This is a genomic window from Amycolatopsis sp. SB7-3, assembly GCF_041021335.1.
GTDB classification, from domain to species: Bacteria; Actinomycetota; Actinomycetes; order Mycobacteriales; family Pseudonocardiaceae; genus Amycolatopsis; species Amycolatopsis japonica.
Genome location: NZ_JBFPJQ010000006.1, coordinates 175,072 through 199,692 on the forward strand (window position 1 = coordinate 175,072; position 24,621 = coordinate 199,692).

The 24,621-nt window shown below is 68.8% G+C and carries 19 protein-coding genes; 7 read left to right on the top strand and 12 right to left on the bottom strand.

Features of this window, described 5'->3' with window-relative positions; all coding sequences use genetic code 11:
• Positions 1 to 47: 47 nt before the first annotated feature.
• Entirely contained in the window at positions 48 to 1,358 is a 1,311-nt protein-coding gene (locus AB8M46_RS33535) for a lipase family protein (protein ID WP_394362812.1), read from the bottom strand.
• Between the two features lie 88 nt (positions 1,359 to 1,446).
• Positions 1,447 to 2,622, bottom strand: coding sequence for an MFS transporter (locus tag AB8M46_RS33540; RefSeq protein ID WP_394362813.1), 1,176 nt, complete (start codon positions 2,620 to 2,622; stop codon positions 1,447 to 1,449).
• A 54-nt stretch (positions 2,623 to 2,676) separates the two neighbouring features.
• Between AB8M46_RS33540 and AB8M46_RS33545 the strand changes: the two genes are divergently transcribed.
• Entirely contained in the window at positions 2,677 to 3,420 is a 744-nt protein-coding gene (locus tag AB8M46_RS33545; RefSeq protein ID WP_394362814.1) for a helix-turn-helix domain-containing protein, read from the top strand.
• Positions 3,421 to 3,474: 54 nt separating this feature from the next.
• On the opposite strand, the gene AB8M46_RS33550 is transcribed toward AB8M46_RS33545, so the two are convergent.
• Positions 3,475 to 4,632: a Cys-Gln thioester bond-forming surface protein gene (locus AB8M46_RS33550; protein WP_394362815.1), complete on the bottom strand. Its 1,158-nt coding sequence runs from the start codon at positions 4,630 to 4,632 to the stop codon at positions 3,475 to 3,477.
• 743 nt (positions 4,633 to 5,375) lie between these two features.
• Between AB8M46_RS33550 and AB8M46_RS33555 the strand changes: the two genes are divergently transcribed.
• Positions 5,376 to 7,466 (top strand): tetratricopeptide repeat protein, encoded by a 2,091-nt coding sequence (locus AB8M46_RS33555; protein WP_394362816.1) that lies wholly within the window; start codon positions 5,376 to 5,378, stop codon positions 7,464 to 7,466.
• A 257-nt stretch (positions 7,467 to 7,723) separates the two neighbouring features.
• Here the strand turns inward: AB8M46_RS33555 and AB8M46_RS33560 are convergent, their stop codons facing one another.
• Positions 7,724 to 8,941, bottom strand: coding sequence for a hypothetical protein (locus AB8M46_RS33560; protein WP_394362817.1), 1,218 nt, complete (start codon positions 8,939 to 8,941; stop codon positions 7,724 to 7,726).
• A 222-nt stretch (positions 8,942 to 9,163) separates the two neighbouring features.
• Here AB8M46_RS33560 and AB8M46_RS33565 point away from each other — a divergent pair, with 222 nt between their 5' ends.
• Positions 9,164 to 12,193: a tetratricopeptide repeat protein gene (locus AB8M46_RS33565; RefSeq protein WP_394362818.1), complete on the top strand. Its 3,030-nt coding sequence runs from the start codon at positions 9,164 to 9,166 to the stop codon at positions 12,191 to 12,193.
• 624 nt (positions 12,194 to 12,817) lie between these two features.
• On the opposite strand, the gene AB8M46_RS33570 is transcribed toward AB8M46_RS33565, so the two are convergent.
• Entirely contained in the window at positions 12,818 to 13,177 is a 360-nt protein-coding gene (locus AB8M46_RS33570; RefSeq protein WP_350592906.1) for a helix-turn-helix domain-containing protein, read from the bottom strand.
• A gap of 338 nt (positions 13,178 to 13,515) precedes the next feature.
• On the opposite strand from AB8M46_RS33570, the gene AB8M46_RS33575 reads away from it, so the two are divergent.
• Together AB8M46_RS33575 and AB8M46_RS33580 are read left to right on the top strand one after the other, a co-directional pair.
• On the top strand, positions 13,516 to 14,700 hold the full coding sequence (locus AB8M46_RS33575) for a PQQ-dependent sugar dehydrogenase (RefSeq protein ID WP_394362819.1): 1,185 nt from the start codon (positions 13,516 to 13,518) through the stop codon (positions 14,698 to 14,700).
• A 118-nt stretch (positions 14,701 to 14,818) separates the two neighbouring features.
• Positions 14,819 to 16,075 carry an SON protein gene (locus AB8M46_RS33580; protein WP_394362820.1) on the top strand — a complete coding sequence of 419 codons (1,257 nt, stop codon included), beginning with the start codon at positions 14,819 to 14,821 and terminating at the stop codon, positions 16,073 to 16,075.
• 66 nt (positions 16,076 to 16,141) lie between these two features.
• Here AB8M46_RS33580 and argG read toward each other — a convergent pair whose 3' ends face one another.
• Entirely contained in the window at positions 16,142 to 17,590 is a 1,449-nt protein-coding gene (argG, locus tag AB8M46_RS33585) for an argininosuccinate synthase (protein ID WP_037342945.1), read from the bottom strand.
• A gap of 166 nt (positions 17,591 to 17,756) precedes the next feature.
• On the opposite strand from argG, the gene AB8M46_RS33590 reads away from it, so the two are divergent.
• The gene (locus AB8M46_RS33590; RefSeq protein ID WP_394362821.1) at positions 17,757 to 19,307 is read left to right on the top strand and encodes a molybdopterin-dependent oxidoreductase; all 1,551 of its coding nucleotides are present in this window, start codon (positions 17,757 to 17,759) and stop codon (positions 19,305 to 19,307) included.
• 88 nt (positions 19,308 to 19,395) lie between these two features.
• Positions 19,396 to 20,073 carry a fasciclin domain-containing protein gene (locus tag AB8M46_RS33595; RefSeq protein WP_037342949.1) on the top strand — a complete coding sequence of 226 codons (678 nt, stop codon included), beginning with the start codon at positions 19,396 to 19,398 and terminating at the stop codon, positions 20,071 to 20,073.
• A gap of 59 nt (positions 20,074 to 20,132) precedes the next feature.
• Here the strand turns inward: AB8M46_RS33595 and AB8M46_RS33600 are convergent, their stop codons facing one another.
• From AB8M46_RS33600 to AB8M46_RS33625, 6 genes are all read right to left on the bottom strand, one after another.
• Positions 20,133 to 20,438, bottom strand: coding sequence for a hypothetical protein (locus AB8M46_RS33600; RefSeq protein ID WP_037342951.1), 306 nt, complete (start codon positions 20,436 to 20,438; stop codon positions 20,133 to 20,135).
• Positions 20,435 to 20,836, bottom strand: coding sequence for an Asp23/Gls24 family envelope stress response protein (locus tag AB8M46_RS33605; RefSeq protein WP_037342953.1), 402 nt, complete (start codon positions 20,834 to 20,836; stop codon positions 20,435 to 20,437). The genes AB8M46_RS33600 and AB8M46_RS33605 overlap by 4 nt, the downstream gene beginning before the upstream one ends.
• The gene (locus AB8M46_RS33610) at positions 20,826 to 21,392 is read right to left on the bottom strand and encodes an Asp23/Gls24 family envelope stress response protein (RefSeq protein WP_394362822.1); all 567 of its coding nucleotides are present in this window, start codon (positions 21,390 to 21,392) and stop codon (positions 20,826 to 20,828) included. Before AB8M46_RS33610 ends, AB8M46_RS33605 begins: the two co-directional genes overlap by 11 nt.
• Positions 21,383 to 21,964, bottom strand: a complete 582-nt coding sequence (locus AB8M46_RS33615) for an RNA polymerase sigma factor (protein ID WP_037342956.1) — start codon at positions 21,962 to 21,964, stop codon at positions 21,383 to 21,385. Before AB8M46_RS33615 ends, AB8M46_RS33610 begins: the two co-directional genes overlap by 10 nt.
• 156 nt (positions 21,965 to 22,120) lie before the next feature.
• Positions 22,121 to 23,284: an FAD-dependent monooxygenase gene (locus AB8M46_RS33620; protein ID WP_394362823.1), complete on the bottom strand. Its 1,164-nt coding sequence runs from the start codon at positions 23,282 to 23,284 to the stop codon at positions 22,121 to 22,123.
• 58 nt (positions 23,285 to 23,342) lie between these two features.
• A complete protein-coding gene (locus AB8M46_RS33625; RefSeq protein ID WP_037342958.1) occupies positions 23,343 to 24,488 on the bottom strand; it encodes a CaiB/BaiF CoA-transferase family protein in 1,146 nt (381 codons plus the stop codon).
• Positions 24,489 to 24,621 lie beyond the last annotated feature (133 nt).

Below are 24,621 nucleotides of genomic sequence, written 5' to 3' on the forward strand. Positions count from 1 at the left end.
CTTAAGGGACCCAGAGTCCCTCAAGGAGGCCTTCACGGACCGAGCGGTCAGCTGACCGGCACCTCCGGGGCGAGGGAGTTGCCGGGCGCGATCTTCCCGCAGCTGGACGGCGCGGTCTTGCCCGCGAACCGGTCGTTGAGCCAGCCGATGGCCTGCGGTGCCCAGGCGGCGGCCGCCCCGACGTGGCTCAGCAGGTCGTACTGGTCGTACTTGATCGACTTGTTGCCGGTGTCGCAGTACTGCCGGGCGAGCGAGCGCACGTCACCGGCGACCATCACGCCGTCACCGGTCCCGATCCCCGGCGGGTTGCCGAATGTGCCTTCCACGACACCGTTGTTGCCCTGCGCGATGTAACCGGGCACGGTCGGAGTCGGCGCGGAACCGAGGTTGATCTTGTTCACGGCCTCGACGTACGGCAGCACCTTGTTCGGGTTCGTGTACTCGGGTTTGACGAATTTCTCCCACGTCAGCCCGGGATAACGGCCGAGCGCGTCGACGATCGACGCCTTCTCCATGTCCTTGAGCACCTGGAGCCCGTACGAATTCGCGTACGGCTTGAGGTCGATGTCGAAAGACCGCGAGACGCCGATGAGCGCCATCGGGATGACCCCGGTCCACGCGACACTGCCGTTGACGTATTTGAGATTGTGCGACGGTTTGACGAGCACTCCGCCTTCGGTGAAACCGACGAGGTTCTTGTTGACCTCGGGCGCGTAATCCGGCGCGAGCGCGGCCGCCCAGCCGGTCGCGATGGCGCCGCCCGAATAGCCGATGAGCCCGAACCGGGTCTTGTCGTTCATTCCCGTCCCCGGCGACCTCGTGGCGGCGCGGATGGAATCGAGCGTGTTCTTCCCGTATTCCGGCCCGGCGGCGAAGTTCGCCTTCTGGCCTTCGGTGTCGGGGATGACGACGTTGTAGCCCAGCAGCAGCGCGGGGGCGATGAACAGCGACTCCGCGTTGGCGATCAGGCCGCCGAGCGAGACGTCGCCGGCGATCGCCCTCGACGGGCCGTGCTCGGGGTTCAGCGAATCGTAGAACGATTGGTACGAAACGGCTTTGGTGCTGTCGCCGGTGAGGCTGCGCAGCACCGAGGTGACGTTGGCGGACGGCTTCCCCTGCGCGTCGGTGGACCGGTAGAGCAACTGGGTCACCTTGAGCGGCGTGGAAATGCCGAGGACGTGGTAATTGAGCGTCCGGGTCTTCAAAACGGTCCCGGGGCTGTACGAAGACAACGGTTCGCTGCCGTCGTAGCTGTAGAACGGGTCGGTGACGGGGGCGGCGGAGGCGGCGGGCGCGGCGGCGAAACCGACGATGAGGGCGATCGCGACGGCCAGCAGACGAGCGGGCTTTCGGGTCATGACTCCCCTTTGAATCATGAAGTGGATCACGTTTGGATTCCCGGAACCTACCAGCCGGTAACCGATGATGTACAGGGCCGTACACCATTTATTGGCGCGACATTGACACTTCTTCCACTCCGGTTTGGACGGAGCACGGCTCGGACAGGGTGCGGGTTGTGATCCAGCACAAAAACGGCAGTGCGATCAACGGAATCAAGGCCGTTTGCAGAGAGGTGTGGTCGGCGACCGTTCCGATGACGGGACTCGCGAGACCGCCGATGCTGACCGTCAGGCCGAGCGTGACGCCGCTGGCGGTGCCGACCCGCGTGGGGAGATAGTCCTGGGAGAGGGTGATCTGGAGTGAGAACGGGATGTACAGGCTCACCGCGGCCAGGAGGACGAAGGCGAAGAAGGCCGGGCCCGGAACGAACACGACTCCCGCGACCGTGCCGACGGTGGCCAGATACGACCACCGGATCACGGTGACCCGGCCCCGGCGTCCGGCCAGCCTGCTTCCCAGCAGGGTGCCCACGGCGCCGCCGACATAGAGCAGGAACAGGGCGGCGCTGCCCGTCGTCGTGCCGCCGCCGGTCCGCTGCTGGGCGTAGAGGGAGACGAACGTGCTCAGCCCGACGAACACGATCGAGCGGAAGACGACCGCCGCCGACAGCTTCGCGAACGACCTCCAGTCGTCGAAGCCGGCGGCGTCCGATCGCGAGCCGCCGGCGCCGGCCTTCCGCGTGAGGGCGCGCAGCACGGGAAGGCAGAGCACGGATCCCGCCAGCGCGGGAACGACGAGCAGCGGCGACATCCGGAGCCCGCCCAGCGCCATGACCGCGGCGACGAGGACGGGTGCGGCGGCGAATCCGACGTTCCCGCCGAGGGAGAACCAGCCCATGGCCGTATGCCCTCCGCCGCTCGTAATCCTCGCGACCCTCGCGGCCTCGGGGTGGTAAGCGGCGACGCCGATTCCCGACAGGGCGACGAAAGCGAGCGTCAGCGCGTACGAGTCGACCAGCCCGCCGAGCCCGATCCCGAGGCCGCCGAGGAGGGTGGCCGACGGCAGCAGCCACGGCATCGCCCAGCGGTCGGTCAGCGCGCCGAACAACGGCTGCGCCACTGACGAAAGCAGCGACGCGGCGAGCACGATTCCCGACACCGCCGCGTATCCGTAGGCGCGTTCGGCCGCGAAGAACGGCACCAGCGCGGCGACCGAACCCTGATACACATCCACACACGCGTGCCCGGCCGAGAGCAGGGCGATCGCTTTGATCTTCGGCATGCCGTCATGCTCGTCGTGGGCACCGGTGTCGCGCTTCCGATAAAATGACAAACGATGACGGAAATCCGCCACCTGCCCGCGGCGCCGACCCAGGTCCGGTCACTGGCCTCCGGCACGATCGTCGACGCGCATCGCCACGACGAGCATCAAGTCGTCTACGCGGCCCGTGGCGTCCTGGCCATCACGACCGACAAGGGTTCCTGGGTCGCGCCGGCCACCAGGGCGATCTGGGTGCCCGCCGGGACCGTGCACGCCCACCAGGCGCACGGCGACCTCGAACTCCGGCTGGTCGGCCTGCCCGCCACGGTGAACCCCTTGCGGCTGAACGAACCGAGCGTGCTGGCCGTCGGCCCGCTCCTGCGAGAACTCATCCGCGCGTACACGGATCCGCCGCGCGAGGACACCCCGGAACGCCGCCGGCTGCGCGCGGTCCTGCTCGATCAGCTGCGCGCCTCGCCGCAGCAACCCTTGCACCTGCCGACGCCGGACGACCCGCGGCTGCGCGCACTGTGCGAGATCCTCAGCGCCGATCCCGCCGACAACCGGACACTGGCCGCCCTCGGCGCCAGCGTCGGGGCCAGTGACCGAACGCTGGCCCGGCTCTTCAAGGCCGATCTCGGCATGACGTTCCCGCAGTGGCGCACGCAGTTGCGGCTCTACCGTGCTTTGGTCCTCCTGGCCGAGGACACTCCGGTGACCGCGGTGGCGCATGCCTGCGGCTGGGCGTCCACGAGCGCGTTCATCGACGTCTTCCGCCGCGCCTTCGGGCACACGCCGGGCACGCACTACGACCGGTGAACGCGAAAGCGGGGCCGGTCCACAATGGACCGGCCCCGCTTCGTCGTTCGCTTCTTACGCCTCGCTACGGCGACGGCGCACCAGCAGCACCATCAGCACACCCGCGCCGAGGAGCGCGCCACCGATGACCAGCGGCATGGTCGCGGAGGCACCGGTGTTGGCCAGCTCGTTGCCGCCACCCGACTCGGCGCCACCGGGGGTGGTGGGCGCCGGGGTGTCGGTGGCGGGGGCGCCACCCTGCTTCCAGGTCGCGGTCGCGTTCGCGACGACCGAGGTCTTCTCGGACTCCGCCACGATCAGGGACTGGGCGGGCACCTTCGCGTAGTTCTCGCTGACGAACAGGCGGCCGGTGTCGAGGTGGCCGCTGACCTTCAGCGCGAACGTGCCGTTGCCGTCCTTGGCGTCCTTGGGGACGTCGACGTAGACCTTGGTGCCGTCCTTGACGTCGGCGGCCTTGATCTCCTTGCCGTCGGCGTCGGTGACCTTGACGCCCTCGGGCAGCTTGCTCGTCAGCTCGGTGATGTCACCGCTGGTGGCGATGCTGAACGGACCGATCCGGGAACCGGTCGCGCCCGAGGCCTTGGCCGGGCCGATGTCGAGGGTCGGCTTCGGCTGCTGGCCGATGCCGACGTTGTCCTTGCCGACGAGGTAGTCGTAGACGGCCAGCACGTCGGCGGAGTCTTCCGCGGCCGCACCCGAAATCGGCTCCGCGCGCTTCAGGTTCTTGCCGTCACTGAAGTGCCAGACCGCGGCCTGGGTCGCGGTGATGGCCTCCTTGACGGAAAGGCCGCCGTTGAGCTTGACGTCGCTCTTGCCCAGCGTGGCTTCGAGAGCCTTCGCCGAGGCCGCCGGGTAGCCGTGGTGCAGCACCCAGTTGATCTTCTCGTTGTTCTTGTTGAACGGCGAGGCGGTGTCCGGGTACTTGTTCCACGGGCGCTCGATCATGTCCTGATCGGTGCGCATGCCGACCTCGACCTGCACGCAGTACATCTTGAGCTTGCTGCCGTCCGACAGCTTCAGCGTGAACAGCACCGTGTCGGCGTGCTTCCCGCCTTCGAAGTTCACCTTGAAACCGCCGGTGCCGGCGTCACCGTCGACCCGGCCGCGCGCCGCGCCGTCGTCGGCGAGGGCGGCCGGAGCGGCCATCGTCAGCGCGACGGCCGCGGTGGCCACCGCGATCCCGCCGCGAACCAGAACTGACCTGCCGTGCATGTGTCTCCCATCCGGATACGGACCACGAATGCCAGCGCCGCGTGCGACCACAGGCCCCGACCGCAACGGCTCGCCCGAACGGGGGATGAACAATCCCATCGAGCGAGAGCGGAGCATACAGAGGTCATACATGTGGCTACTCAGGGGTATGGCCGATGTCCGGATTGCCCCGAAAGAAGGGTGAACGCCAAGAGAATGATCTTGGGCGAGTAGATGACGCCTGTCGTCGGACGGGCCTCGTGGCGGTCACGGTCCGTCGGAAGGGGCCGCCGTGTGATCGTCCGGCCGGAGAATCGCAGAACAGGGAACTGTCCCGGTTTTTCGCGGCGTTTCCGATAGTATTCTTTCTCGTCGGCTGATTTCCGCTTGCCGTTCTCGTCGGTTCGATTGTTTGCGGAAATGGAAGTGTCCGAGATCACTGTATGTGGTGATGTCGTCGGCGCCTCCTGCAACGAGCCGTATCCGGGGCTCGGGGGCCGATGCCTTGGTTCTTTCGGGTACATGTACCCGGTTCGCTGGGAGGGATCCCGCTCGGCGAGGTAGACAGGGAGGTTCGGGCATTGCCGGGAGTTCGCGGCGCGGGGAATTGCGCGGACAAAAGAAGACGGCCGTGTGGGGAGACACGAGCATGCGATCTTTGACGCGTGACCCACGATTCTGTTCGTCGTGGAAGTCCGTTCTCGAACGTGAAGAACCGCGGCCGCGCAATTCGCGCCCGGATAGTCGCCTGCCGGGGGGTGGTCATGGGAGATGACCTCGGCTCGGCGACCGTCGAGCGATCACCCTCCGGTACCCCCGTCCCTCGTCAGTTGCCTCCGGTCCCGGCGCACTTCACGAGCAGGATCGCCGAACTCGAAGCGCTCGACTCGGCCGCCGCTCGCGAGGAGGACGCTTCGGCCGACCGGTCGCCCGCGGTGACGGTGGTGGTCGGGCCCGGTGGGGTGGGCAAGACCGCGCTCGCGGTCACCTGGGCGGTCCGGAACGCCGGACGCTTCCCGTCGGGCCAGCTTTACGCGGATCTGCGCGGGTTCTCGCCGGAGACGGCCGTGCCGCCCGAGGACGCGCTCGGAGCGTTCCTTCGGGCGCTGGGGGTTCCGCCGGAGCGGGTGCCGGTGGGGCTGGCCGAGCAGGCGGCGCTGTTCCGGACCACCACCGCGGGGATGCGGCTGCTGCTGGTGGCGGACAACGCGATCTCGGCCGCGCAGGTGCGGCCGTTGATCCCCGCCTCGTCGGGATGCGTCGTGGTGGTCACCAGCAGGCTGAGGCTGGACGGTCTGCACGCGGAGGGCGCGCGGTTCGTCGACATGGCGCCGCTGCCGGAGGAGCACGCCGTCGAGCTGCTGAGGCGTTCGGTCGGCGAATCGCGGGTGGCGGGGGAACTCCCGGAGGTGACCACGCTGGCGGCTCTGTGCGGACGGTTGCCGATCGCACTCCGGGTGGCGGGCGCGAGATTGGCGTCGCGGCCGAACTGGCCGGTGGCCAGGATGGTGGCGGAGCTCCGTGACGAACGGGTGCGGTTGACGAAGCTGTCGCCGGTGGGGGAGGCGTCGTTGACGGCCACTTTCGACTCGTCCTATTCGGCCTTGTCGCCGCGCGCGGCCAGGCTCTATCGGCTGGCAGGCGAGTATCCGGGGCCGACGATCGAAGTGGGAGCGGCGGCCGCCGCGGCGCGGGTCTCCGAAAACGAGGCCGCGGACGGGCTCCAAGAACTGGCGGACGCCAGCCTTCTCGAAGAAGTCGGCGAGCGCGGCTACCGCTTCCACGATCTGGTGCGGTTGCACGCGCGGGCGCTGCCGGACGACGAACGGTTCGAAGTCGTCGCCCGTATCGCGGACTGGTACCTGCACCGGATGACGCGGGCGAACCTGGTGGTGATCCCGATGCGGTGGACGATCGGTACCGTACGCGCCCGGTACGACGCCGCGCCCGCGTTGTTCGCCACAGGTGCCGAAGCCCTTCAATGGCTGGACGAACGGCTGCCGGACATCGTCGAGGTGCTCGAAGAGACGTCCGCGCTGGGGCAGGACGAGCTCGCCTGGCAACTGTGCGAAGCCCTGTGGGAACTGTTCCTCTACCGCAAGCACTATCGGCTTTGGCTCCGGACGCACGAGGTCGGCATCGCCGCGGCACACCGGTGCGGCCACACCATCGCCGAAGCACGGTTGCGCTGCCAGCTGGCCCGCGCCCACCTGGACCTGGGACGGTTCGAAACGGCCGAAACCGAATGTCTGAAAGCCGCGGACCTGGCGAGGGCGGCCGGGAGCCGCCACAACGAGTCCGTGGCCTTGGACCAGCTGGGCATGGCGGCACAAGGCCGTGGCGACTTCGAGCGGGCGGTCGAGTTCTTCGGCCAGAGCCTCGTGATCGAGAGGGAACTCGGGATCGACCGCGGCGTCGCCCAGCGCCACCGCCGGATCGGGGAGGCGTTGCTGCAGGCGGGCCGGACCGCCGACGCCGCCCGGAACCTGCGTCTCGCGCAGGAGCTGTTCACCGGGATCGGTGATGTGAAAGGCGAGGCCGAGGTCACCCTCTCGTTGGCGCGGATCGACGCGCGGGCGGGCGAGATCACCGCGGCGAAACGTGAACTGGCCCGCGCCGCCGCGGTGTTCGACGAGTCAGGCTCGGCCGTCTATCAGTCCGATGTGCTGGTGGCGTTCGCCGAGGTCGCTGAGCTCGAGGGCGATTTCGGTGCCGCCCGCGGCCATCTGGCCAGGGCACTCGAGCTGTGCGGCCCGATCGGCGGGCTGCGGGTGCAGCGGGCCCGAGCCCGGTTGGATGCCTTGGCCGCACGGGGCGACCATCCGCAACAGGCGGAGCCGACGGCCGGCGAGTAGCCACAGATAGGCTCCCGCGCCCGCCAATTCGGCGGACACGCACGAGAGGACGACCACGTCTCCCGTGCGGTCGCCGACGAGACAGCGTCCGGGGGAGCACGCTACGGCGACGACCGTGAGGCCGGGCAGCCGGTCGAAGTCGCTCGCGAGTACAGCGCGGGCGTCCGCGACCGGACGCGGTCCTGGGTGGACGAGCACATCGGCGAGGGAGGCACGGGTTCCGCCGTTCGCATAGGACAGGAGGAACGAGCTGCCCGCTAGAGAGGCCGGCACGGCAGCACCTCCGCCATCGGCACCGGGGACACCGGGACCGCCCTGGTGGGTTCGGGCAAGCCGAGGAGCCGGTACATCTCGGCGCGCAGGATCTCGCCGGCGCGACCCGGCCGGGACGAGAGCAGCTCGCGGACCCGCTCGGCCACGCCGGAGGACTCCGCCTCGCACAACAGGGGGAGAAGGGAACTGCCGGGCGCCCACCGGGGCGCGTGTTCGGCGATGACCGCACCGGGTGTGCCCGGCAGCAACGGCTCGGTCCCGTCCACGGCCAGGAGCACCGGTTTGCCGATACCCGCCGCGTAGCCGGTCACGGAGCCGTAGTCGCCGATGACGTGGTCCGCGGCGATCAAGGCGGCCCGCCAGCTCCCTTCGGGGCGCAGTAGCTCGAGCCCGGACCGCAGACTGTCGGCCAGCCAGGTGCGGATCTGCCAAAGGCTGTGGTGCGACCAGATCTGGGGATGCAGGACACCGAGCACCCGGAAGTGATCGGGCGGGAGTTCGCCGAGCACCCGCTCGAACAGGTCGTGGTGACGGCCGAAGGCCGACCGGTCGGACCAGGTCGAGGTGACGACCACCAGGCGCCGGTCGTCGGTCACGCCGAGCCCTCGCCGGTAGTGATCGCGGAAGGGAAGGCTGGCGGTGAGCCGGTCCAGTGCGATGTCGCCCGCGACGACGGCGGCGGGAACCGCGCGAGGGCAGGTCTCGGCGAGGACGTCCATTTCGCGATCGTGGACGAGCACGATCGAGTCGGCGCGAACCCGGCCTTCCCGCATCAGCTGACCCGCGTCGAGCCCGATCTGGGGACTCCAGCCGGAGCCGGCGCCCGGAGGCCGTGACGGCCGGTACTGGCCGAATCCGCCGCCGTGCGGGACCAGCAGTACCGGTCCCGCGACTTCGTCGATGCCGCGCTGGCTGGCGGCGAGGACGAGGTCGTACTCGCCGCGCCGGGCCTGCGCCCAGGGGAGGACTATTCCGCCTTGTGCCTCCACGAAGTCGTGGGTGGCACGCCAGGATTCCCATTCCGGGACGGTGAAGGTCGCCTGGACGCGGTGGTCGGCCTCGAAGAGCGGAAGCAGATCGAGGAGCCGGTTGCCCGCGACGATGTGCGGGATCATCACCAGTACGGATTTGACGCCCTTGCGTGTCGCCCAGTGCTGATCGGAACCGCCGACCGGACTGCGGACCCACGATGACTCGGTCATGAAATTCCCCTCGCTCGTACTCCGGTATCCGCAGTCAGCATGGGAGCGATCGTGGAGAAAACGGCTTCGGCCGGTTGTCAGTTCATTGACAGATGATCAACGGTGATCGCCGAAGTTTGACAATTAAGCCGATGACCTGGCCTTATGCGCGGGCGGATGGAAAAATGATCCGGCGGGACAGGGGTGGCGAACCCGGGTTCGCCATGGGGAAGGGGCGCACTCGTGGAAATCGCTTTCGGAATTCTCGGGCAGACGGCCATGCTAATGCACGGGAATGTGGATGTGAACTGGGCGGGGCCTCGGCCGAGGCAGGTGCTGACCGCGTTGCTGACGGCGCCGAACCGCCGATTGCCGCTGGACGTCGTCGTCGACTGGGTGTGGCAGGAGCACGAGGGCGCGCCACAGGACGCACTTTCGACGCTTCACCAGAACGCGACGAAGCTGCGCCAGGCGTTCGACAAAAACACCGTGCCCGCGAAGGTGAGTGTAAGCAAAGCTGGTTGCCTGTTGGAGATCGAGCCTGCACTGGTCGATCACTTCGGCTTCCAGACCACGATGGACAGGGCGCGCCGGTTCCGGGAACTCGGTCAGCACGACCGCGCGCTCGTCGAAGCGCTTTCGGCCCTCCGGTTGTGCCGGGACGAACCTTTGGCCGATCTCCGGACCGAGCGCGCCGACGCGTGGCGTGCCTTATGGGAGCGCAGTACGTGGATACCCGCCAACGCGTTCGTCGTGGCGGAGCATTTGGCGACCGGAAAAGCCGACGCCGCGGTGCGGAAACTGGCGGAACTGGAACAGGCGCATCCGGGGGAACTGAGTTTCGAGAAATTGAAAATCCGGGCGCTGGCCGAAGCCGATCAGCCCGCCGAAGCCGCCGATTTCTTCCGGGCGACGTATGCCCGTTACCGTGAGGCAGGGGAGACAAGGGCCGCGGACGAACTGCGGGCGGTCAACGACAAGGTACTGATGCGGCCGGAACGGGTGATGGCCCGGCGCAAACCGGCTCCGCTCGATCCCGCGAGCCAAAGCGAACACGTGATCCGGCATTTGCCGCCGGACGTCGACGATGTCGCGGGGAGAGTCGACCTGATCGCGCTGCTCGACGCTTACACGACCGATTCCGCGGGCGCGCCGAAACGGGCCGCGGTGGTGGTGACCGGAGGACCCGGGGTCGGGAAGACGACCTTGGCGGCCAAATGGGCCCATCGTGCGGAACGACGCTACCGGCACGGCGCGGTCATGCTGGATCTTCGCGGGGACAGTCAGGCCGCGAAGGCCGACGCCGGCGAGATAGTCGACACGCTCTTGTCGTTGCTGGATTTCCCGGTCGACCAAGTGGTCAATCCGATCGCCCGCGCCGCGAAACTGTCGGCGCTGCTCGCCCGGCGCTCGATGCTGGTGATCCTCGACAACGTGCGCAGTTCCGATCAGGTCGCGCCGCTGCTGGGTGTCCTGTCGTCGTGCACGGTACTGATCGTTTCGCGATGGCGCCTGAAATCCTTGTCGGCGAAACTGACTCCGCCGGTGATCACGGTGTTCCCGCTCGCCGACCAGTATTCCTCCGCTCTGTTGACCCGGCGAATCGGTCACCGCGCGCGAGACGACGCGGAGGGAGTCGAAGAACTGGTGCGGCTGTGCGACGGCAACCCGTTGGCGCTGACCCTGGTGGCCGAACGCGCCATCTCCAGGGCGGGCACGCGGATGCGGACCCTGGCGAGCCAGCTGCGCGACGCCGACCTGTTTCTGGACCTCGGCGACGAGGGCGACTGGCCGGGGATGAGCCTGAGGTCCGCCTTCGCCCTTTCGTATCAGGACCTCGAACCCGCCGAGCGGCGTGTGTTCGCCCTGATCGGCCTGCATCCGAGCGCCGAGATGACCACCGCGGTGATCGCCGCCGCGGACGGGCGCCCGGCATCGGAGGTGCGGCGCTCGCTCGACATACTGGTCGCCGCGCACCTGATCGACCACCCGGCCGACCTCGACCGCTATCGCGTGCACGACCTTCTTCATCTGTACGCCGCGTCGCTGGCCACCCAACTGTCCGATGTGGACCTCGCGCGGAGGAAGATGTTCGAGTTCTACCTGCGCGTGGTCATCGACGCATATCGCTTGCAGTTCCCGCACAAAGAGCTGCTGAACCTACCTCCGATGGTGCGGGCGGCGCCAACGCCCGGGTTCCGGAACGTCGCCGAAGCGCGGCAATGGGTGCTGCGGGAACGAAAGTCGCTGATGGCCATCAGCGCGGCGTCAGAAGGCGTTCTCAACGGAATCTCGTATCTCCTGCCGGCAATGGCCTCGGAATTCTTCTTGTTACAGGGGAGATACCCCGACGCGGTCGAAGGGCTGACCATCGCGATCCGTGCCGCGACGGCGCAAGGCGACATGAACTCATTGGCTTCATGCCTGAATGATCTCGGGGTCGTGCACATGCTGGCCGGCGCCGACGACGCGGCCGAGCGGTGCCTGCTGCGCGCGCTGGAACTGGCCGACGCCCACGGGATCGCGATCGGCGGTGTGACGACCAGGCTGAACCTGGCCCGAGTGCACTTCCATGCCGGTCGCGCGGCCGAAGCGGTCGAAAGGTACCGGAAGGTACTTCCGGCCGTTCGCGCGCTGGGCGAGCCGATGTTGTGCGCCAGCGCGGAGCACCGCTTCGCCGACGCGCTGCTCGAGATGGGCGGTCACGACGAGGAAGCGCTCGCTCTGTACCGGGAAGCTGTGCGGCATCGGCGCGAAGCCGGTGATGCGACCGAACTGATGCGAGCCCATGCCGCCCTCGGGGCGTTGCTGGTCCGGCTCGGCAGACTCTCCGAAGCGTCGGAGGAGTGCGCCGCCGGGCAGGCGTTGATCGAGGTGAGTCAAGATCTTCCGACGGTCATGAAGCTCAACACGGTGCTCGCTCAGCTGCGGCACGCGGAAGGCGACGCTCGGGCGGCGCTCCGGCATGCGCATCTGGCGGTCGCGTTGGCGAACCGGACCCGACACGCGACGGGACGGGCCCGGGCGCTTTCCGCACTGGCGGCGGTCCTCTGTGAGCACGGCGATCCCGACGACGCGCGGGAACTGTGGCGGGAGGCCGCCGAGCTCTACCGCGGGCGGGCTCGCCTGGCGAAGGCGGACGCCATCGAGACGCTGCTGGCGGAACTGGACGCGCACGGCCATCTCGTCCCGGCGGCTCGTGAAGGTGACGGAGACACCGTGGCGATGCCCTCGCCGCATCTCCGGATCGTCCATGGCGACCACCGTTCCTGAGACGTCGAATGGTACCGCTGGGTAACAATCGGTCGTGTGGATGTCCGGCCGTGTAACGCTACTCAAAGCAGCTTTCGCGGCGTTCCATTCACTCCTTGGTGTCGAGTGAATTCCTCGAGCTAGGCCGATTCCGCGATTACTGATCAGTAGATCAAGGATGCGCATCTCGGTGAGGCGGCGGCCGTTGGCCGCGGCGCGTGGTACCGATGTGCCGACGTTTGCGCCAACGTCGGTCGGGCTTGCGTGTGCGCAAAGAGAAACTGCACGTCAAGCCCATCGTGTGGCGTGTTGCTGCGACGGTTGCGCAATGGTGTGACGGGGTGCTGAAAGCGGCTGGCTGAGTGGCTGTAGGCTGCCCCCGTCACTCACAAGGCGACCTTCAATTCAAGCCTGCTCAATATGCGAATGAGCTCTTCGCAAGCCTGAAGATGCGACCCTATCGGGCGGGTGGGTGCACACCAAGAGAGACGTGAAAGGAGCAGGCCAGCGTAATGGAACGCTACATCTGGATTGTGTACTCTGCGTGACGATCGAAGTCGTGCGCTGTGAGTAGGGTTTCGGTTCTCCGGGCGTGGCGCGGCACCGCCCGCCCGGGGTATCCGGCTTCGGGGGTGGTCGCAAGACTTATTGCTGTCGCCCTCGTGGGCGCAGGGTAACGCCTTCGGCGAGAAGGATTCGGCGGGTCTGGTTGTAGCTCATGCCGTGAATGTCGGCGAGCTGCCGAATGCTCCGGCCTGCCAGATAGGCGTTGACCAAGCCTGGAGGTGTGGGCGGGAGTTGGATTTTCGGCGGCCGGAGCGTGACACCGGCGGCCAGCAGGGTGGTGCGTACCTTGTGATAGCTCAACGCGTAGCGTGCCGCGAGACTCTCGATCGTCTCGCCGTCGTTGTAGAGACGGACAAGCTCATCGTTCAGTGAGCCGAGGTCGTCCTCGCGCTCGGTGGTGCCGGTATGTTCCCCGGGGCTGTCATCTTCTTCGGTCATCAGATCATCGCCGCCCGCACAGCTGATCGATCGTTGTCCGACGCGAGGTCCCTGGTGGCTCAGGCTCTATTTCGACCTTCCAGCCAACGGCATGACCGTCGGATCCCACACCGCTATCCGAGTGTTTCGACTCGCGGATAGCGGTCGGGAGCGGCAGGTCGCCGACGGCTTGCGGGCGCATGGTGTCCATTTCGCGAGTGCCTGGCCGCAACTCCATCCCTCAGAGGACTGCTCCGCGCCGGAAAGAAACCAACGAAAACCTCGCGTATGGAGGTACCGCCGCTCCGCCGACCGCTGTTGAATTGGACCAGACCATTCACTGGCGATTGGAGTCCTTCATGACGCGACGGCACCTCCGCCGGGGGTTGTCCCTGGTGGCCGGGCTCGCCTTGGCCGGGGCGCTGCTCCCGGCCGCGAGCAGCGCGGAGACCCAGGAAGCGCGGGGTGTTCCGCTCGGCGAGCTGACCGCCACGGCAACCAAGGTCGCGTCCGGGCTGGTGAACCCGACCGCGATCACGGCGCTCGACGACGGGAGCGGCCGGATCCTCATCGTGGAGAAGCGAGGGGTCGTCCGGGCTTACCACCCCAAGACCGGACTCGCCGCCAAACCGGTCCTCGACATCAGCGACAAGGTGAACGGCGCGGACGTCGAACGCGGGCTGCTCGGGCTCGCGATCGCCAAGGACCGGCGCGCCTACGTCGCGTACACCCGCAAGTCCGACAGCGCGGTGACGTTGTCCCGCGTCCGGTTCGACACCGGGGAGCTCACCGAGCTGATCACGCAGCCGCACGCCGAGTTCCCCAACCACAACGGCGGCCAGCTGGCGTTCGGCCCGGACGGCTACCTGTACTGGGGGATCGGCGACGGCGGCGGAGGAGGCGACCCGCTGGCCAGCGGGCAGCGCCTGGACACGCTGCTGGGCAAGATCCTGCGCGTCGACGTCAACCGCGCGTGCCGTCCGCTGAAGTACTGCGTGCCGCCGGGCAACCCGTTCGTCGGCGTCGCGGGCGCGCGGGCGGAGATCTGGTCGTACGGGCTGCGCAATCCCTGGCGGTTCTCCTTCGACCCGGCCGACGGCTCGCTGTGGATCGGCGACGTCGGCCAGGGCCGGTTCGAGGAGGTCGACCACCTCGCCAAGGGCAAGGGCGGCGCGAACTTCGGCTGGTCCTGCAAGGAGGGGCCGGTCGTCTTCGACGAGACGCGGTGCAAGGACGGCGTGACCTATACCGAACCGGTCTTCCACTACATCTCCGGCGCGGAGGGCTGCGCGGTGATCGGCGGGCACGTCTACCGCGGCCGGAAGTACGCCTCGCTGGCGGGCGGGACCTATCTCGCCACCGACTTCTGCCAGGGAACGGCCTGGGCCGTCCGCAAGAAGGCCGACGGCACTTATGAAAGCGCCAAGATCGGCCAGTTCCCGCTCGACGCCACCACGTTCGGCACCGATCAGAACGGCGAGCTGTACCTGGCCGACGAGACGCCCGGTGGGCTGCACCGGATCTCGTTCGCGCGCAAGGGCTGAACCGGCTTCCCCTGCCGCGTCCGCCCGGCGCGGCAGGGGACCTGATCGTGTTTCATCAAGTTTTCATCCTTCCTCCCTAGCTTGAGTTCGTTCGATGAATTCAGTGATGGAGGGCGACGTGGAGCAATCATTCCCACCCGGAGGCGCGCAGTGGCCGCCGCCGCAGGGCTGGGTCCCGCAACCGGTACCGGCGCCGCCCGCCCGGAAACCCCGGTGGCCGCTGTTCGCCGGGATCGCCGGGCTGGTGGTGGTGCTCCTCGCGGGTCTGACGACCTGGTTGCTGTGGCCCTCGAACGCCGGCCGTGAGCCCTTCGAGCAGGCACTGGCCGGGCTTTCGTCGGCGCCCGCCGTCCGGAACAGCACCTCCGCGGTCGGCGGGATGATCGAGACGGACGTCAAGACCACGGCGTACGGCGAGACGTCCGGCACGATGTCCTTCCAGGGCAAGAAGATCGAGATCCTCGTCGTCGGCGGGAAGGTGTTCTTCAAGGCGCCCGACGGGATGCTGCCCGGGGCGTCCACGGACTCGGCCGAGGAGCTCAAGGACCGGTGGATCACCGGTGAGGACGAGCTGTTCGGCCCGGTCCTGCAGCAGTTCGAGTCCCCGGAGAAACTCGCGACCCGGTTGCGTGAGGCGCTGGAGCGGGCGGACGAGATCACCGAGGGCCCGAGCATCCGGGACGTCCCGGCGCTCAAGGCGAGCACGCCCGCCGGTGACCTGTACGTGTCGAAGGAAGCGCCGCACCGGCTTCTCCGGTACTCCGTGAAGATGCCCGGCGGTATGCCTTCCCTGCCCGGCGCGGGTTCGCTGCCGCAGCCGTCGTCGGGTGCCGGTCTCGGTGACTCCGATGTGGACGCTTTGTCGCCGCAGGAGACCGACGCCGTCTACGAAGAACTGACGTCGAACACCAAGAAGCTGACCGGCGCAGTGAATACCGGTGTGCGGTTCGACATGGACGGCGCGGCCACGGTCGCGTGCAGTGCCTCGGGCTGCACGGTGACCGCGAACGTCTCGAGTTCCGCCTCGGCGAGCGGCGGGAAGGTCACCGGCCAGGTCAACGCCACGATGACCGCGAACGTCACGATCGGCGGCCGCTCGGCGGGCAGTTGCCGGAACACGGCCACGCTGCCGATGAACGGCTCCGGCTCGATCAGCTGCGTCAACGGCGGGGCCGGCGGCGTCTTCTCGGCCGTCGAGGCGGAGAAGAAGGCGGACGCGGAAGCGCGGTCGCGGGCGTCGGGCGGCGTTCCGGTCCAGTATCAGATCGAGAGCATCGCCTCGGTTTCCGTGCTGGCCGAAGCGATCGGGCAGGTCGAGGTCACCCGGCTCGTGGACGAGCTGGGGCAGCGGCGGTCCCAGCTGGGCGGCAAGTAAAAAACAGCGCCGGGCGAACGGCTTCGATGCCGCGCGCCCGGCGCTTTCGCGTCCCGTCTGTTCGGGTCAGTCCGTACCGGATTCGATCGCGGCGTGGTCGAGCAGTTCGTCCTCGCCCGAGGCCTTGCCGCGCGAGGCGATCGCCTGCGCGCCGCCCGCGTCCATCGCCCCGATCAGGCCGGTCGACGCGGCCTGCGCGGCGCCGATCAGCGTCGGGTGCCCGCCGCCGACCATGCCGAGCCCGGCGTACTGCTCGAGTTTGGCGCGCGAGTCCGCGATGTCGAGGTTCCGCATGGTGAGCTGGCCGATCCGGTCCACCGGGCCGAACGCCGAGTCCTCGGTGCGCTCCATGGACAGCTTGTCCGGGTGGTAGCTGAAGAACGGGCCGGTGGTGTCGAGGATCGAGTAGTCCTCGCCGCGCCGCAGCCGCAGGGTGACCTCGCCGGTGACGGCCGCGCCGACCCACCGCTGCAGCGACTCGCGCAGCATCATCGCCTGCGGGTCCAGCCAGCGGCCTTCGTACATCAGCCTGCCGAGGCGGCGGCCCTCGTTGTGGTAGCTGGCGAGGGTGTCCTCGTTGTGGATCGCGTTGACGAGCCGCTCGTACGCCGCGTGCAGCAGCGCCATGCCCGGCGCCTCGTAGATACCGCGGCTCTTGGCCTCGATGATCCGGTTCTCGATCTGGTCGGACATGCCGAGCCCGTGCCGTCCGCCGATGGCGTTGGCCTCCAGGACCAGGTCGACCGCGGTGGCGAACTCCTTGCCGTTGATCGTCACCGGGCGGCCCTGCTCGAAGCCGATCGTGACGTCCTCGGCCGCGATCTCGACCTCGGGGTCCCAGAACCGGACGCCCATGATCGGGTTCACGATCTCGATGCCGGTGTCGAGGTGCTCCAGCGACTTGGCCTCGTGCGTCGCGCCCCAGATGTTCGCGTCGGTGGAGTAGGCCTTCTCGGTGCTGTCCCGGTACGGCAGGCCGTGGGCCTGCAGCCACTCGGACATCTCCTTGCGGCCGCCGAGTTCGCTGACGAACGCGGCGTCCAGCCACGGCTTGTAGATCCGCAGGGACGGGTTCGCGAGCAGGCCGTAGCGGTAGAACCGCTCGATGTCGTTGCCCTTGAAGGTGGAGCCGTCGCCCCAGATCTGGACGTCGTCCTCGAGCATCGCGCGCACCAGCAGGGTGCCGGTGACCGCGCGGCCGAGCGGGGTCGTGTTGAAGTAGGTGCGACCGCCGTTGCGGATGTGGAAGGCGCCGCAGGACAGCGCCGCGAGACCTTCCTCGACCAGCGCGGCCTTGCAGTCGACGGCACGCGCGATCTCGGCGCCGTAGGCCTTCGCCCGGCCTGGGACCGACGCGATGTCGGGTTCGTCGTATTGGCCGATGTCAGCGGTGTAGGTGCACGGCACTGCACCCTTCTCGCGCATCCACGCGACCGCTACCGAGGTGTCGAGGCCGCCGGAGAAGGCGATCCCGACGCGTTCGCCGACAGGCAGAGAGGTGAGTACCTTGGACATGATGGAAGTATATGCATAGGAGTGTATGACCATGCAAGCCGGGGTGAGCGGCGCAACTCGGGTGGGTGGTCGCCTGGGTCGTGAGTGGCGATTCGGGTTCTAACCCGAATCGCCACTCACGACCCACGCGACCTGTCCGCGGGCCCGGCCGCCTCGAATACCCGGCATGGAGACTTCGCGGGCCGCTCGGGAACCACGCCTTCCCTTCTTCGGGGCGGCGCTGATCGGGGTCGTGGCCCTCGCCGCGGCCTTGGCGGCCGGCCATCTGGTGGCCGGGTTCATCAGCGCCAACGCCTCGCCGTACCTCGCGGTCGGCAACGGGGCGATCGATCTGACGCCGGTCGGGCTGAAGGATTTCGCAGTCCGCACGTTCGGCGTCTACGACAAGCTCGTGCTGCTCGGCGGGATGGCGGTGGTGATGGTGCTCGCCGCAGCCGTGGCCGGGATCGCCTCGCGCCGGTCACCCCTTCCGGGCATCGTGCTGATCGCCGCCTTCGGCCTGCTGGGCGGGCTCGCCGTGGCGCTGCGGCCCGACCTCTCGCCGGTCGCGCTGCTCGCGCCGCTGGCCAGCCTGATCGCCGGGGTGGGCGTCTTCCTCTGGCTGCATCGCCTGGCCTCGGCCACTCCCCAGACCGAGGTCGCGGGCGCATCACGCAGGTCGGTGTTGCTGGCCGGAGCGGGTGCCGTCGTGGCCGCAGGGGCGGCGGGGGCCGGAGGTCAGCTCCTCGCCGGCACGCGAGACGCGGAGTCTTCGCGGGCGGCCGTCGGGCGGCTCGTTCCCGCCGAGCCGGCGCCGCCCATTCCGGCCGACGCGGATTTCGCGAAGCTCGGCACGCCGACGTTCCTCACCTCGAACCGCGACTTCTACCGCGTCGACACGGCGCTGTCGGTGCCGCAGGTCCGGGCCGAGGACTGGAGCCTCCGGCTGCACGGCATGGTGCGCGAGGAGAAACGGTTCAGCTACGACGACATCCGCGACCGGCCGCTGATCGAACGCACGATCACCATGACCTGCGTGTCCAACGAGGTCGGCGGGACGTACGTGTCGACGGCGAACTTCATCGGCGTGGATCTCGGAGACTTGTTGCGGGAGGCCGGGATCCTGCCCGGTGCCGAGCAGATCTTCTCCACCAGCGTCGACGGCTGGACCGCGGGCAGCCCGGTCGTCGCCGCGCTCGATCCGGAGCGGGGCGCGATGCTCGCGATCGGGATGAACGGGGAACCGCTTCCGGTGGAACACGGTTTTCCCGCGCGCATGGTCATCCCCGGTCTCTATGGCTACGTTTCGGCGACGAAATGGGTCAAGGATCTGGAGATCACCACGTGGAAAGCGCGCCGCGCGTACTGGCTCGATCGCGGCTGGGGTGAACAGGCCCCGATCAAAACGCAATCCAGGATCGACAGTCCGAAAGGATTCGAAACGGTACCCGCCGGCAAGGTCCGGGTCTCGGGTGTCGCCTGGGCGCAGCACACCGGGATCGAGCGGGTCGAAGTCCGGCTCGGCGCGAACGGAAGCTGGCTGCCCGCAACGCTTTCCCGTGAGGTGGGGCGGAACACCTGGCGGATGTGGTGGACCGAATTCGACGTTCCGGCGGGCAGTCATCAGGTCACCGTCCGGGCTGTCGACAAATCCGGTTACACCCAGACCGACGCGCGCGCCGGAACCGTCCCCGACGGGGCGACCGGCTGGCATGTCATCAGTTTCACCGCACGGTGATCGGCGTCACTCGAATGGGTGGCAATCCGATTTCACCGTGGTTCCGAATACCCGGTAAGAGTCCGAAAAACAAATGGAGTGATTTTCCGTGAGCAAGCTTCGCGTCGCAGGAATCGGTTTCACCGCGGTCACCGCGCTGGCCCTGGCCGCCTGCAGCAGCAACGACAGCGCTTCGTCCGGCAGCTCCAGCAGCGCCCCCGCGCCCGCCCCGTCCTCGTCGATGTCGGCCCCGATGTCCAGCGCCGCTTCCGGTGACGGCGTCACCACCAACGCCGACGTGTTCGGCCCGGCCTGTTCGCAGCTGCCGCAGGGCAGTGCGCCGGGTTCGCTGGACTCGATGGGCCCGCAGCCGGTCGCCAGTGCCGCCTCGACCAACCCGCTGCTGACCAAGCTGGTCGCCGCGGTGAAGGCCACCAACCTGGTGGACACGCTCAACAGCCAGCAGGCCATCACCGTGTTCGCTCCGGCGGACCCGGCCTTCGAAGCCTTGGGCGAGGCCAAGTTCACCGAACTCGCCGGCAAGCCGGACCAGCTGGCGCCGATCCTGCAGTACCACGTCGTCGGCAAGCGTTACGACGCCAAGGGCCTGGAGTCCGCCAAGTCCGTGGAGAGCCTGAACACCGCGGGCGGCCCGGTCAAGATCGAGGGCTCCGGCGAGAACATGACCGTCAACGGCGCGAAGATCCTGTGCGGCAACATCCCCACCAAGAACGCCACCGTCTTCGTCATCGACAAGGTCCTGACCCCGGGCACCAACAAGAACTAGGTCCCCACCCCGCGATCGCGGTGGTCACGCCTCACGGCGCGGCCACCGCGATCCGCGTTTCAGGGAACGAGCGCGGCGGCGTCCACATCGGTCACCACGAGCCGCAGACTCGCGTTCTCCCAAGGGGTTCCGGCCAGCACAGCGCGTAACGTGGCCCCGGCGACCTCCGTGAGCGGCGGGATCGGCACCTCCAGCGCGACCACGCGGATCTCGACGACGTTCTCGGAGATGTCGACGGCCATCACGTCGAGATCCCACGGCACCGCCGACGCGGCGGCCGTGGTCGACGGCGTGGCCGCGCGCAGCCCCGGTATCTCGCGGAGGGCGCTGAGCAGCGAAGCGGTCAGTTCGGAACGTGCGGTCACAACAGTCCTCCACGGATTTCGATGTCCAAAATGGACACCGAGACGGCGGACGGGGTGAGCCCGGTCGCCTCGGTGACCGCCTTGCCCACGGCCCGCTGCACCGCCTGCGCGGTCGCGGCGGCCTGGTCCAGGCCGGAGAGCGAAAGATCGATCTCCACCCGGACGTCCGGCGGGTCGTGCTCGACGAACGCGCGGACCCCTTCCGTGGGCGCCGGTTCGAGGCCCTTGATCCGCTGCCGCGCGATCCTGGTCAGCGAACCGGCCAGCCCGCGCAGCCCGGGTTCCAGGCGTACCACGCCGGGGACCCGGGCCGCGGCATGCGCGGCGACCGCCGCGATCACCGGCGGGGCGATCACCGTCTCGACCAGTTGCCGGGCCGTGGCCTGCTCACGCGTCATAGAGGTCCTCCACCACCAGATCGAGCCGGGCCAGGCGGACGCCGACCCTGGCACCCGCCGCCGCGGTGACCCGCTCACGGACGACGTCCAGCGAGTCACCGTCGAAATCATGCGCGATCGCCAGGCTCAGCTCCACGTTCACGGCCAGCGGGTCGGCGATGTCCGGTGCGGGCAGGACCCGGCAGCGCCGCGCGCGGACGCCGTCGACGGAGTCCGCGGCGAACCGCAGCACGGCCGCCACCGCCTGATCGCTCACCTGGACCTCGCCCGGCTCCGGGCTCGCCAGCGGCACCAGATCGCGACGCCGCACCTCGGCGCGGATCGCGGACATGATGCGGCCGGTGAGATCCGGCGACGGCTCGGCGTCGTCGTCGGCCAGTTCCCTGGTCAGTCCGCGCAGCACCAGCAGGCTTTCGCGGGTCGCCCGGCAGTGCGGGCAGTCGAGTTCGTGCGCGTCCGCCCGGCCGGCGTCGACCTCGTCGAGCCGTTCCCAGACCTGTTCCACATCACGGCCGCACGGCAGCAGGTAGTCGCGGGTCGCGTGGTTCATCGCCATGGCGCCATCACCTCCGCCAACTGTGCTCGTGCTCGCGCGATGCGTCCGCGCACCGCGGTGGTGGTCGCCCCGATCGCCTTCGCGATCTCCTCGTAGGAGCGACCGTGGACCTCCCGCAACAGCCAGCAGGCCCGTTGCTCGGCGGTCAGCTGGTCCAGCGCCCCGGTGAGCGCCGTCATCTGCGCGCTCGTCTCGGCCGCGCGGTCCGGACGGCCCGCCGAACCGGTGGACTCCTGCTGGTCCAGCTCGACGTCGGCCACCGGCTTCCTGGCGCGGATCACGTTCAGGCACCGGTTGGTCGTCATCCGGTAGAGCCAGCCGACGAACGCCGCGTCCTCCTGCAGCTGGTCGAGCCGCCGCCAGGCGATGAGGAACACCTCCTGGACGACGTCTTCGGCGTCGCCCTTGTTCCCCAGCATCCGCAGCGCCAGCCGGTACATCGGCCCCTGGAAGCGCAGGACGAGCTGCTCGTACGCGCGGATCTCGCCGTCGCGGGCGCGCGCCACCAGCGTCGCGTCGTCCAGCACCGTTTCGCCGGCCGCGAGCGGCTCTGTTCTCGCCGAAGTCGTCATCGAGCGCACCTGTGCAGCGCCGTCATGCCGAAGCTCCCTTCACCCCACCCGGACAGGTGGTCACCCTTCAAGACACCGCTTCCCCGGAAACGTCACGCGGGAAACCCGATCCAGCCGACCACGGCACGGCGGATCGCGCACGCCGAAGCCGGGTGGTCAGCCCTGCCGGGCGAGTGCGGGGTACTCGTCGAGGGTGATGTCGGTGGCGAACCTGTCGGTCACCCACAGCATCCCGCGCAGCAGGAACCGGCGCTTGAACATCTGGTCGCGCAGCTTGATCCGCAGCGGGGTCGGCGGCGCGAGGAACGGCCCGGCGTTGGCGTTGCGGGCGATCTTGGCGTAACCACGGAACTTCTCGTCGTACCGGCGGAAGGCGAGTTCGTGGTCACCGTCCGCCGCGGCGAGTTCGCCCGCGATGACGTACGCGGCCACCACGGCGAGCCCGGTGCCGAAGCCGCCCAGCGTGTTGCCGTACGCCGCGTCGCCGAGCAGCGCGACGCGGCCGGTGGAGTAGCCGTCCATCGTCACCCGGGCGATCGAGTCCAGGTAGACGTCGTCCGAGCGTTTCACCATCTCCATCAGCTCGGGCAGCCGCCAGCCACCGCCCTCGAACGCGGTGGTCAGGATCTCCTTCTGCCGTCCGGTGTCGTATCGGTCGTAACTGATTTCCGGGGAGGCGAACACGAAGAAAGCGGTCGCCTTGGGCCCGCCGGTGGCGGCCATGCGGCCGGGTTCGTTGTACATCACGGCCGGGCCGCCGTCGGTTTCGCCGGTCTCGACCAGGGCGTAGTAGTGGCCGAGGTGCTGCACGTAGTCGGCTTCCGGGCCGAACGCCAGCCGTCGCACGGTCGAGTGAATGCCGTCGGCGCCGAAGACGAGGTCGAACCGCCTCGAGGCTTCGCGCTCGAAGGTGACGTCGACGCCGTCGGGGGTCTCGGTCAGCGAAGTGATCGAGTCGCCGAAGACGTACTCGCAGTCCGCCGAGGTCCGGTCGTACAGGATCCGGGCCAGATCGCCGCGCCGGATCTCGACGTCGCCGCCGGTGAACTCACCGGGCAGGACGGCGAGCGGCCGCCCCTCGGCGTCGACGATGGTCTGGTCGAGCCCGCCGGTCTGCTGCCGCTCGATCTCGTCGAGGATGCCCATCTGCTCGAGGACGGCGCGGTGGGTGGCGCCCTTGAAATCGACCGCCTGGCCACCGCTGCGGAGTTCCCGCGACCGTTCGACGACGGTGACCGCGTAGCCCTGGCGGGAAAGCCAGAAGGCGAGCGCGGGACCGGCGATGCTGGCGCCGGAGATGAGGACTGTCTTGTTCGTCATGGCAGGAGATTCGCGGCCGGCGTTGACGAAGTGCTGACAGTCCGCTGACCGCCGTCCGTCAGCTCCAGCCGGGGAGCGGAAGGGTGAGTTGCCCAGGGGCTTCCGGCGGCGCCGTCTCGTAGCGAGGTGGTGTCGCCGACAGCCCGATCGGGTTGCGGGTCAGCCGCACGGAGGTGCCGTCGGGCCGCGGGAGATCGACCGTCGGGTTCAGGCCGAGCCGTTCGGCCAGCGCGAACGCGCCCGCGACGTCGTTGACCTCCCCGGCGGGAACGCCCGCCGCGCTCAGCTCCGCCGCCCACTCGGCCGCGGGACGTTTGCCGAAATGGTCTTCGAGCAGCGCGCGAAGGCCGGTCCGGTGCGCGACCCGTGCCGGATTGGTGGCGAACCGGCTGTCTTCCGCGAGTTCCGGCAGGCCGATGACCTCGCACAGCGCCGCGAACTGCCGGTCGTTGCCGACGGCGAGCGCGAGTTCGTGATCGGCGCAGGGGACGAGTTCGTACGGGGCGATGCTGGGATGCCGGTTGCCCATCCGCGCCGGGACCGTCCCGCCGGAGGTGTAGGCGCTGCCCTGGTTGACCAGGGCGGCGAGCAGGCTGGACAGCAGGTCGATCTCGACGCGCTGTCCCTGCCCGGTGCGGTCGCGGTGGCGCAGGGCGGCGAGGATGCCGACGCTCGCGAACAGCCCGGCCAGCACGTCGACGAGCGCGACGCCGACTTTCTGCGGTTCACCCGCCGGGTCGCCGGTGATGCTCATCAGCCCGCCCACGGCCTGGATGAGCAGGTCGTAACCGGGCAGCGCGGCGCCGCCGCCGGAACCGAAACCCGTGACGGAGCAGAGGACTAGGCCGGGGTTCGCCGCCAGCAGCACCTCCGGGCCGAGGCCGAGGCGCTCCATCACGCCCGGCCGGAAGTTCTCGACCACGACGTCGGCCTCCAGCGCGAGCGCGCGGGCCTGGGCGAGGTCGTCCGGATTCCCGAGGTCCAGCGCCACACTCGTCTTGTTCCGGTTCACCGACTGGAAGTACGTCGCCTGACCGGCCGCGTCGTAGGGCGGGCCCCAGCTGCGGGTGTCGTCGCCGGTGCCCGGCCGCTCGACCTTGATCACCGTCGCGCCGAGGTCGGCCAGCAGCATGGTGGCGAACGGGCCGGCGAGCACCCGCGAGAAATCGAGGACGCGAAGCGGGCCGAGTGCGGTTTCGGACATGGCCCGACCCTAAGCGGCCCCTCGTGTCTTACAAGTTGTGATCGCGCTCACGAACCCAATACTTTCCTCTAGGTACCTACTATCTCCAGGAAGGTAGCTTCGGTCGCGTCAACGCAACGTGATTCGAGGAGAG

Bases quoted from the DNA above. Each gene is read 5' to 3' on its own strand.
- AB8M46_RS33535 (WP_394362812.1), bottom strand. From the start codon at position 1,358: ATGACCCGAAAGCCCGCTCGTCTGCTGGCCGTCGCGATCGCCCTCATC.
- AB8M46_RS33540 (WP_394362813.1), bottom strand. From the start codon at position 2,622: ATGCCGAAGATCAAAGCGATCGCCCTGCTCTCGGCCGGGCACGCGTGT.
- AB8M46_RS33545 (WP_394362814.1), top strand. From the start codon at position 2,677: ATGACGGAAATCCGCCACCTGCCCGCGGCGCCGACCCAGGTCCGGTCA.
- AB8M46_RS33550 (WP_394362815.1), bottom strand. From the start codon at position 4,632: ATGCACGGCAGGTCAGTTCTGGTTCGCGGCGGGATCGCGGTGGCCACC.
- AB8M46_RS33555 (WP_394362816.1), top strand. From the start codon at position 5,376: ATGGGAGATGACCTCGGCTCGGCGACCGTCGAGCGATCACCCTCCGGT.
- AB8M46_RS33560 (WP_394362817.1), bottom strand. From the start codon at position 8,941: ATGACCGAGTCATCGTGGGTCCGCAGTCCGGTCGGCGGTTCCGATCAG.
- AB8M46_RS33570 (WP_350592906.1), bottom strand. From the start codon at position 13,177: ATGACCGAAGAAGATGACAGCCCCGGGGAACATACCGGCACCACCGAG.
- AB8M46_RS33575 (WP_394362819.1), top strand. From the start codon at position 13,516: ATGACGCGACGGCACCTCCGCCGGGGGTTGTCCCTGGTGGCCGGGCTC.
- argG (WP_037342945.1), bottom strand. From the start codon at position 17,590: ATGTCCAAGGTACTCACCTCTCTGCCTGTCGGCGAACGCGTCGGGATC.
- AB8M46_RS33590 (WP_394362821.1), top strand. From the start codon at position 17,757: ATGGAGACTTCGCGGGCCGCTCGGGAACCACGCCTTCCCTTCTTCGGG.
- AB8M46_RS33605 (WP_037342953.1), bottom strand. From the start codon at position 20,836: ATGACGCGTGAGCAGGCCACGGCCCGGCAACTGGTCGAGACGGTGATC.
- AB8M46_RS33610 (WP_394362822.1), bottom strand. From the start codon at position 21,392: ATGGCGATGAACCACGCGACCCGCGACTACCTGCTGCCGTGCGGCCGT.
- AB8M46_RS33615 (WP_037342956.1), bottom strand. From the start codon at position 21,964: ATGACGACTTCGGCGAGAACAGAGCCGCTCGCGGCCGGCGAAACGGTG.
- AB8M46_RS33620 (WP_394362823.1), bottom strand. From the start codon at position 23,284: ATGACGAACAAGACAGTCCTCATCTCCGGCGCCAGCATCGCCGGTCCC.
- AB8M46_RS33625 (WP_037342958.1), bottom strand. From the start codon at position 24,488: ATGTCCGAAACCGCACTCGGCCCGCTTCGCGTCCTCGATTTCTCGCGG.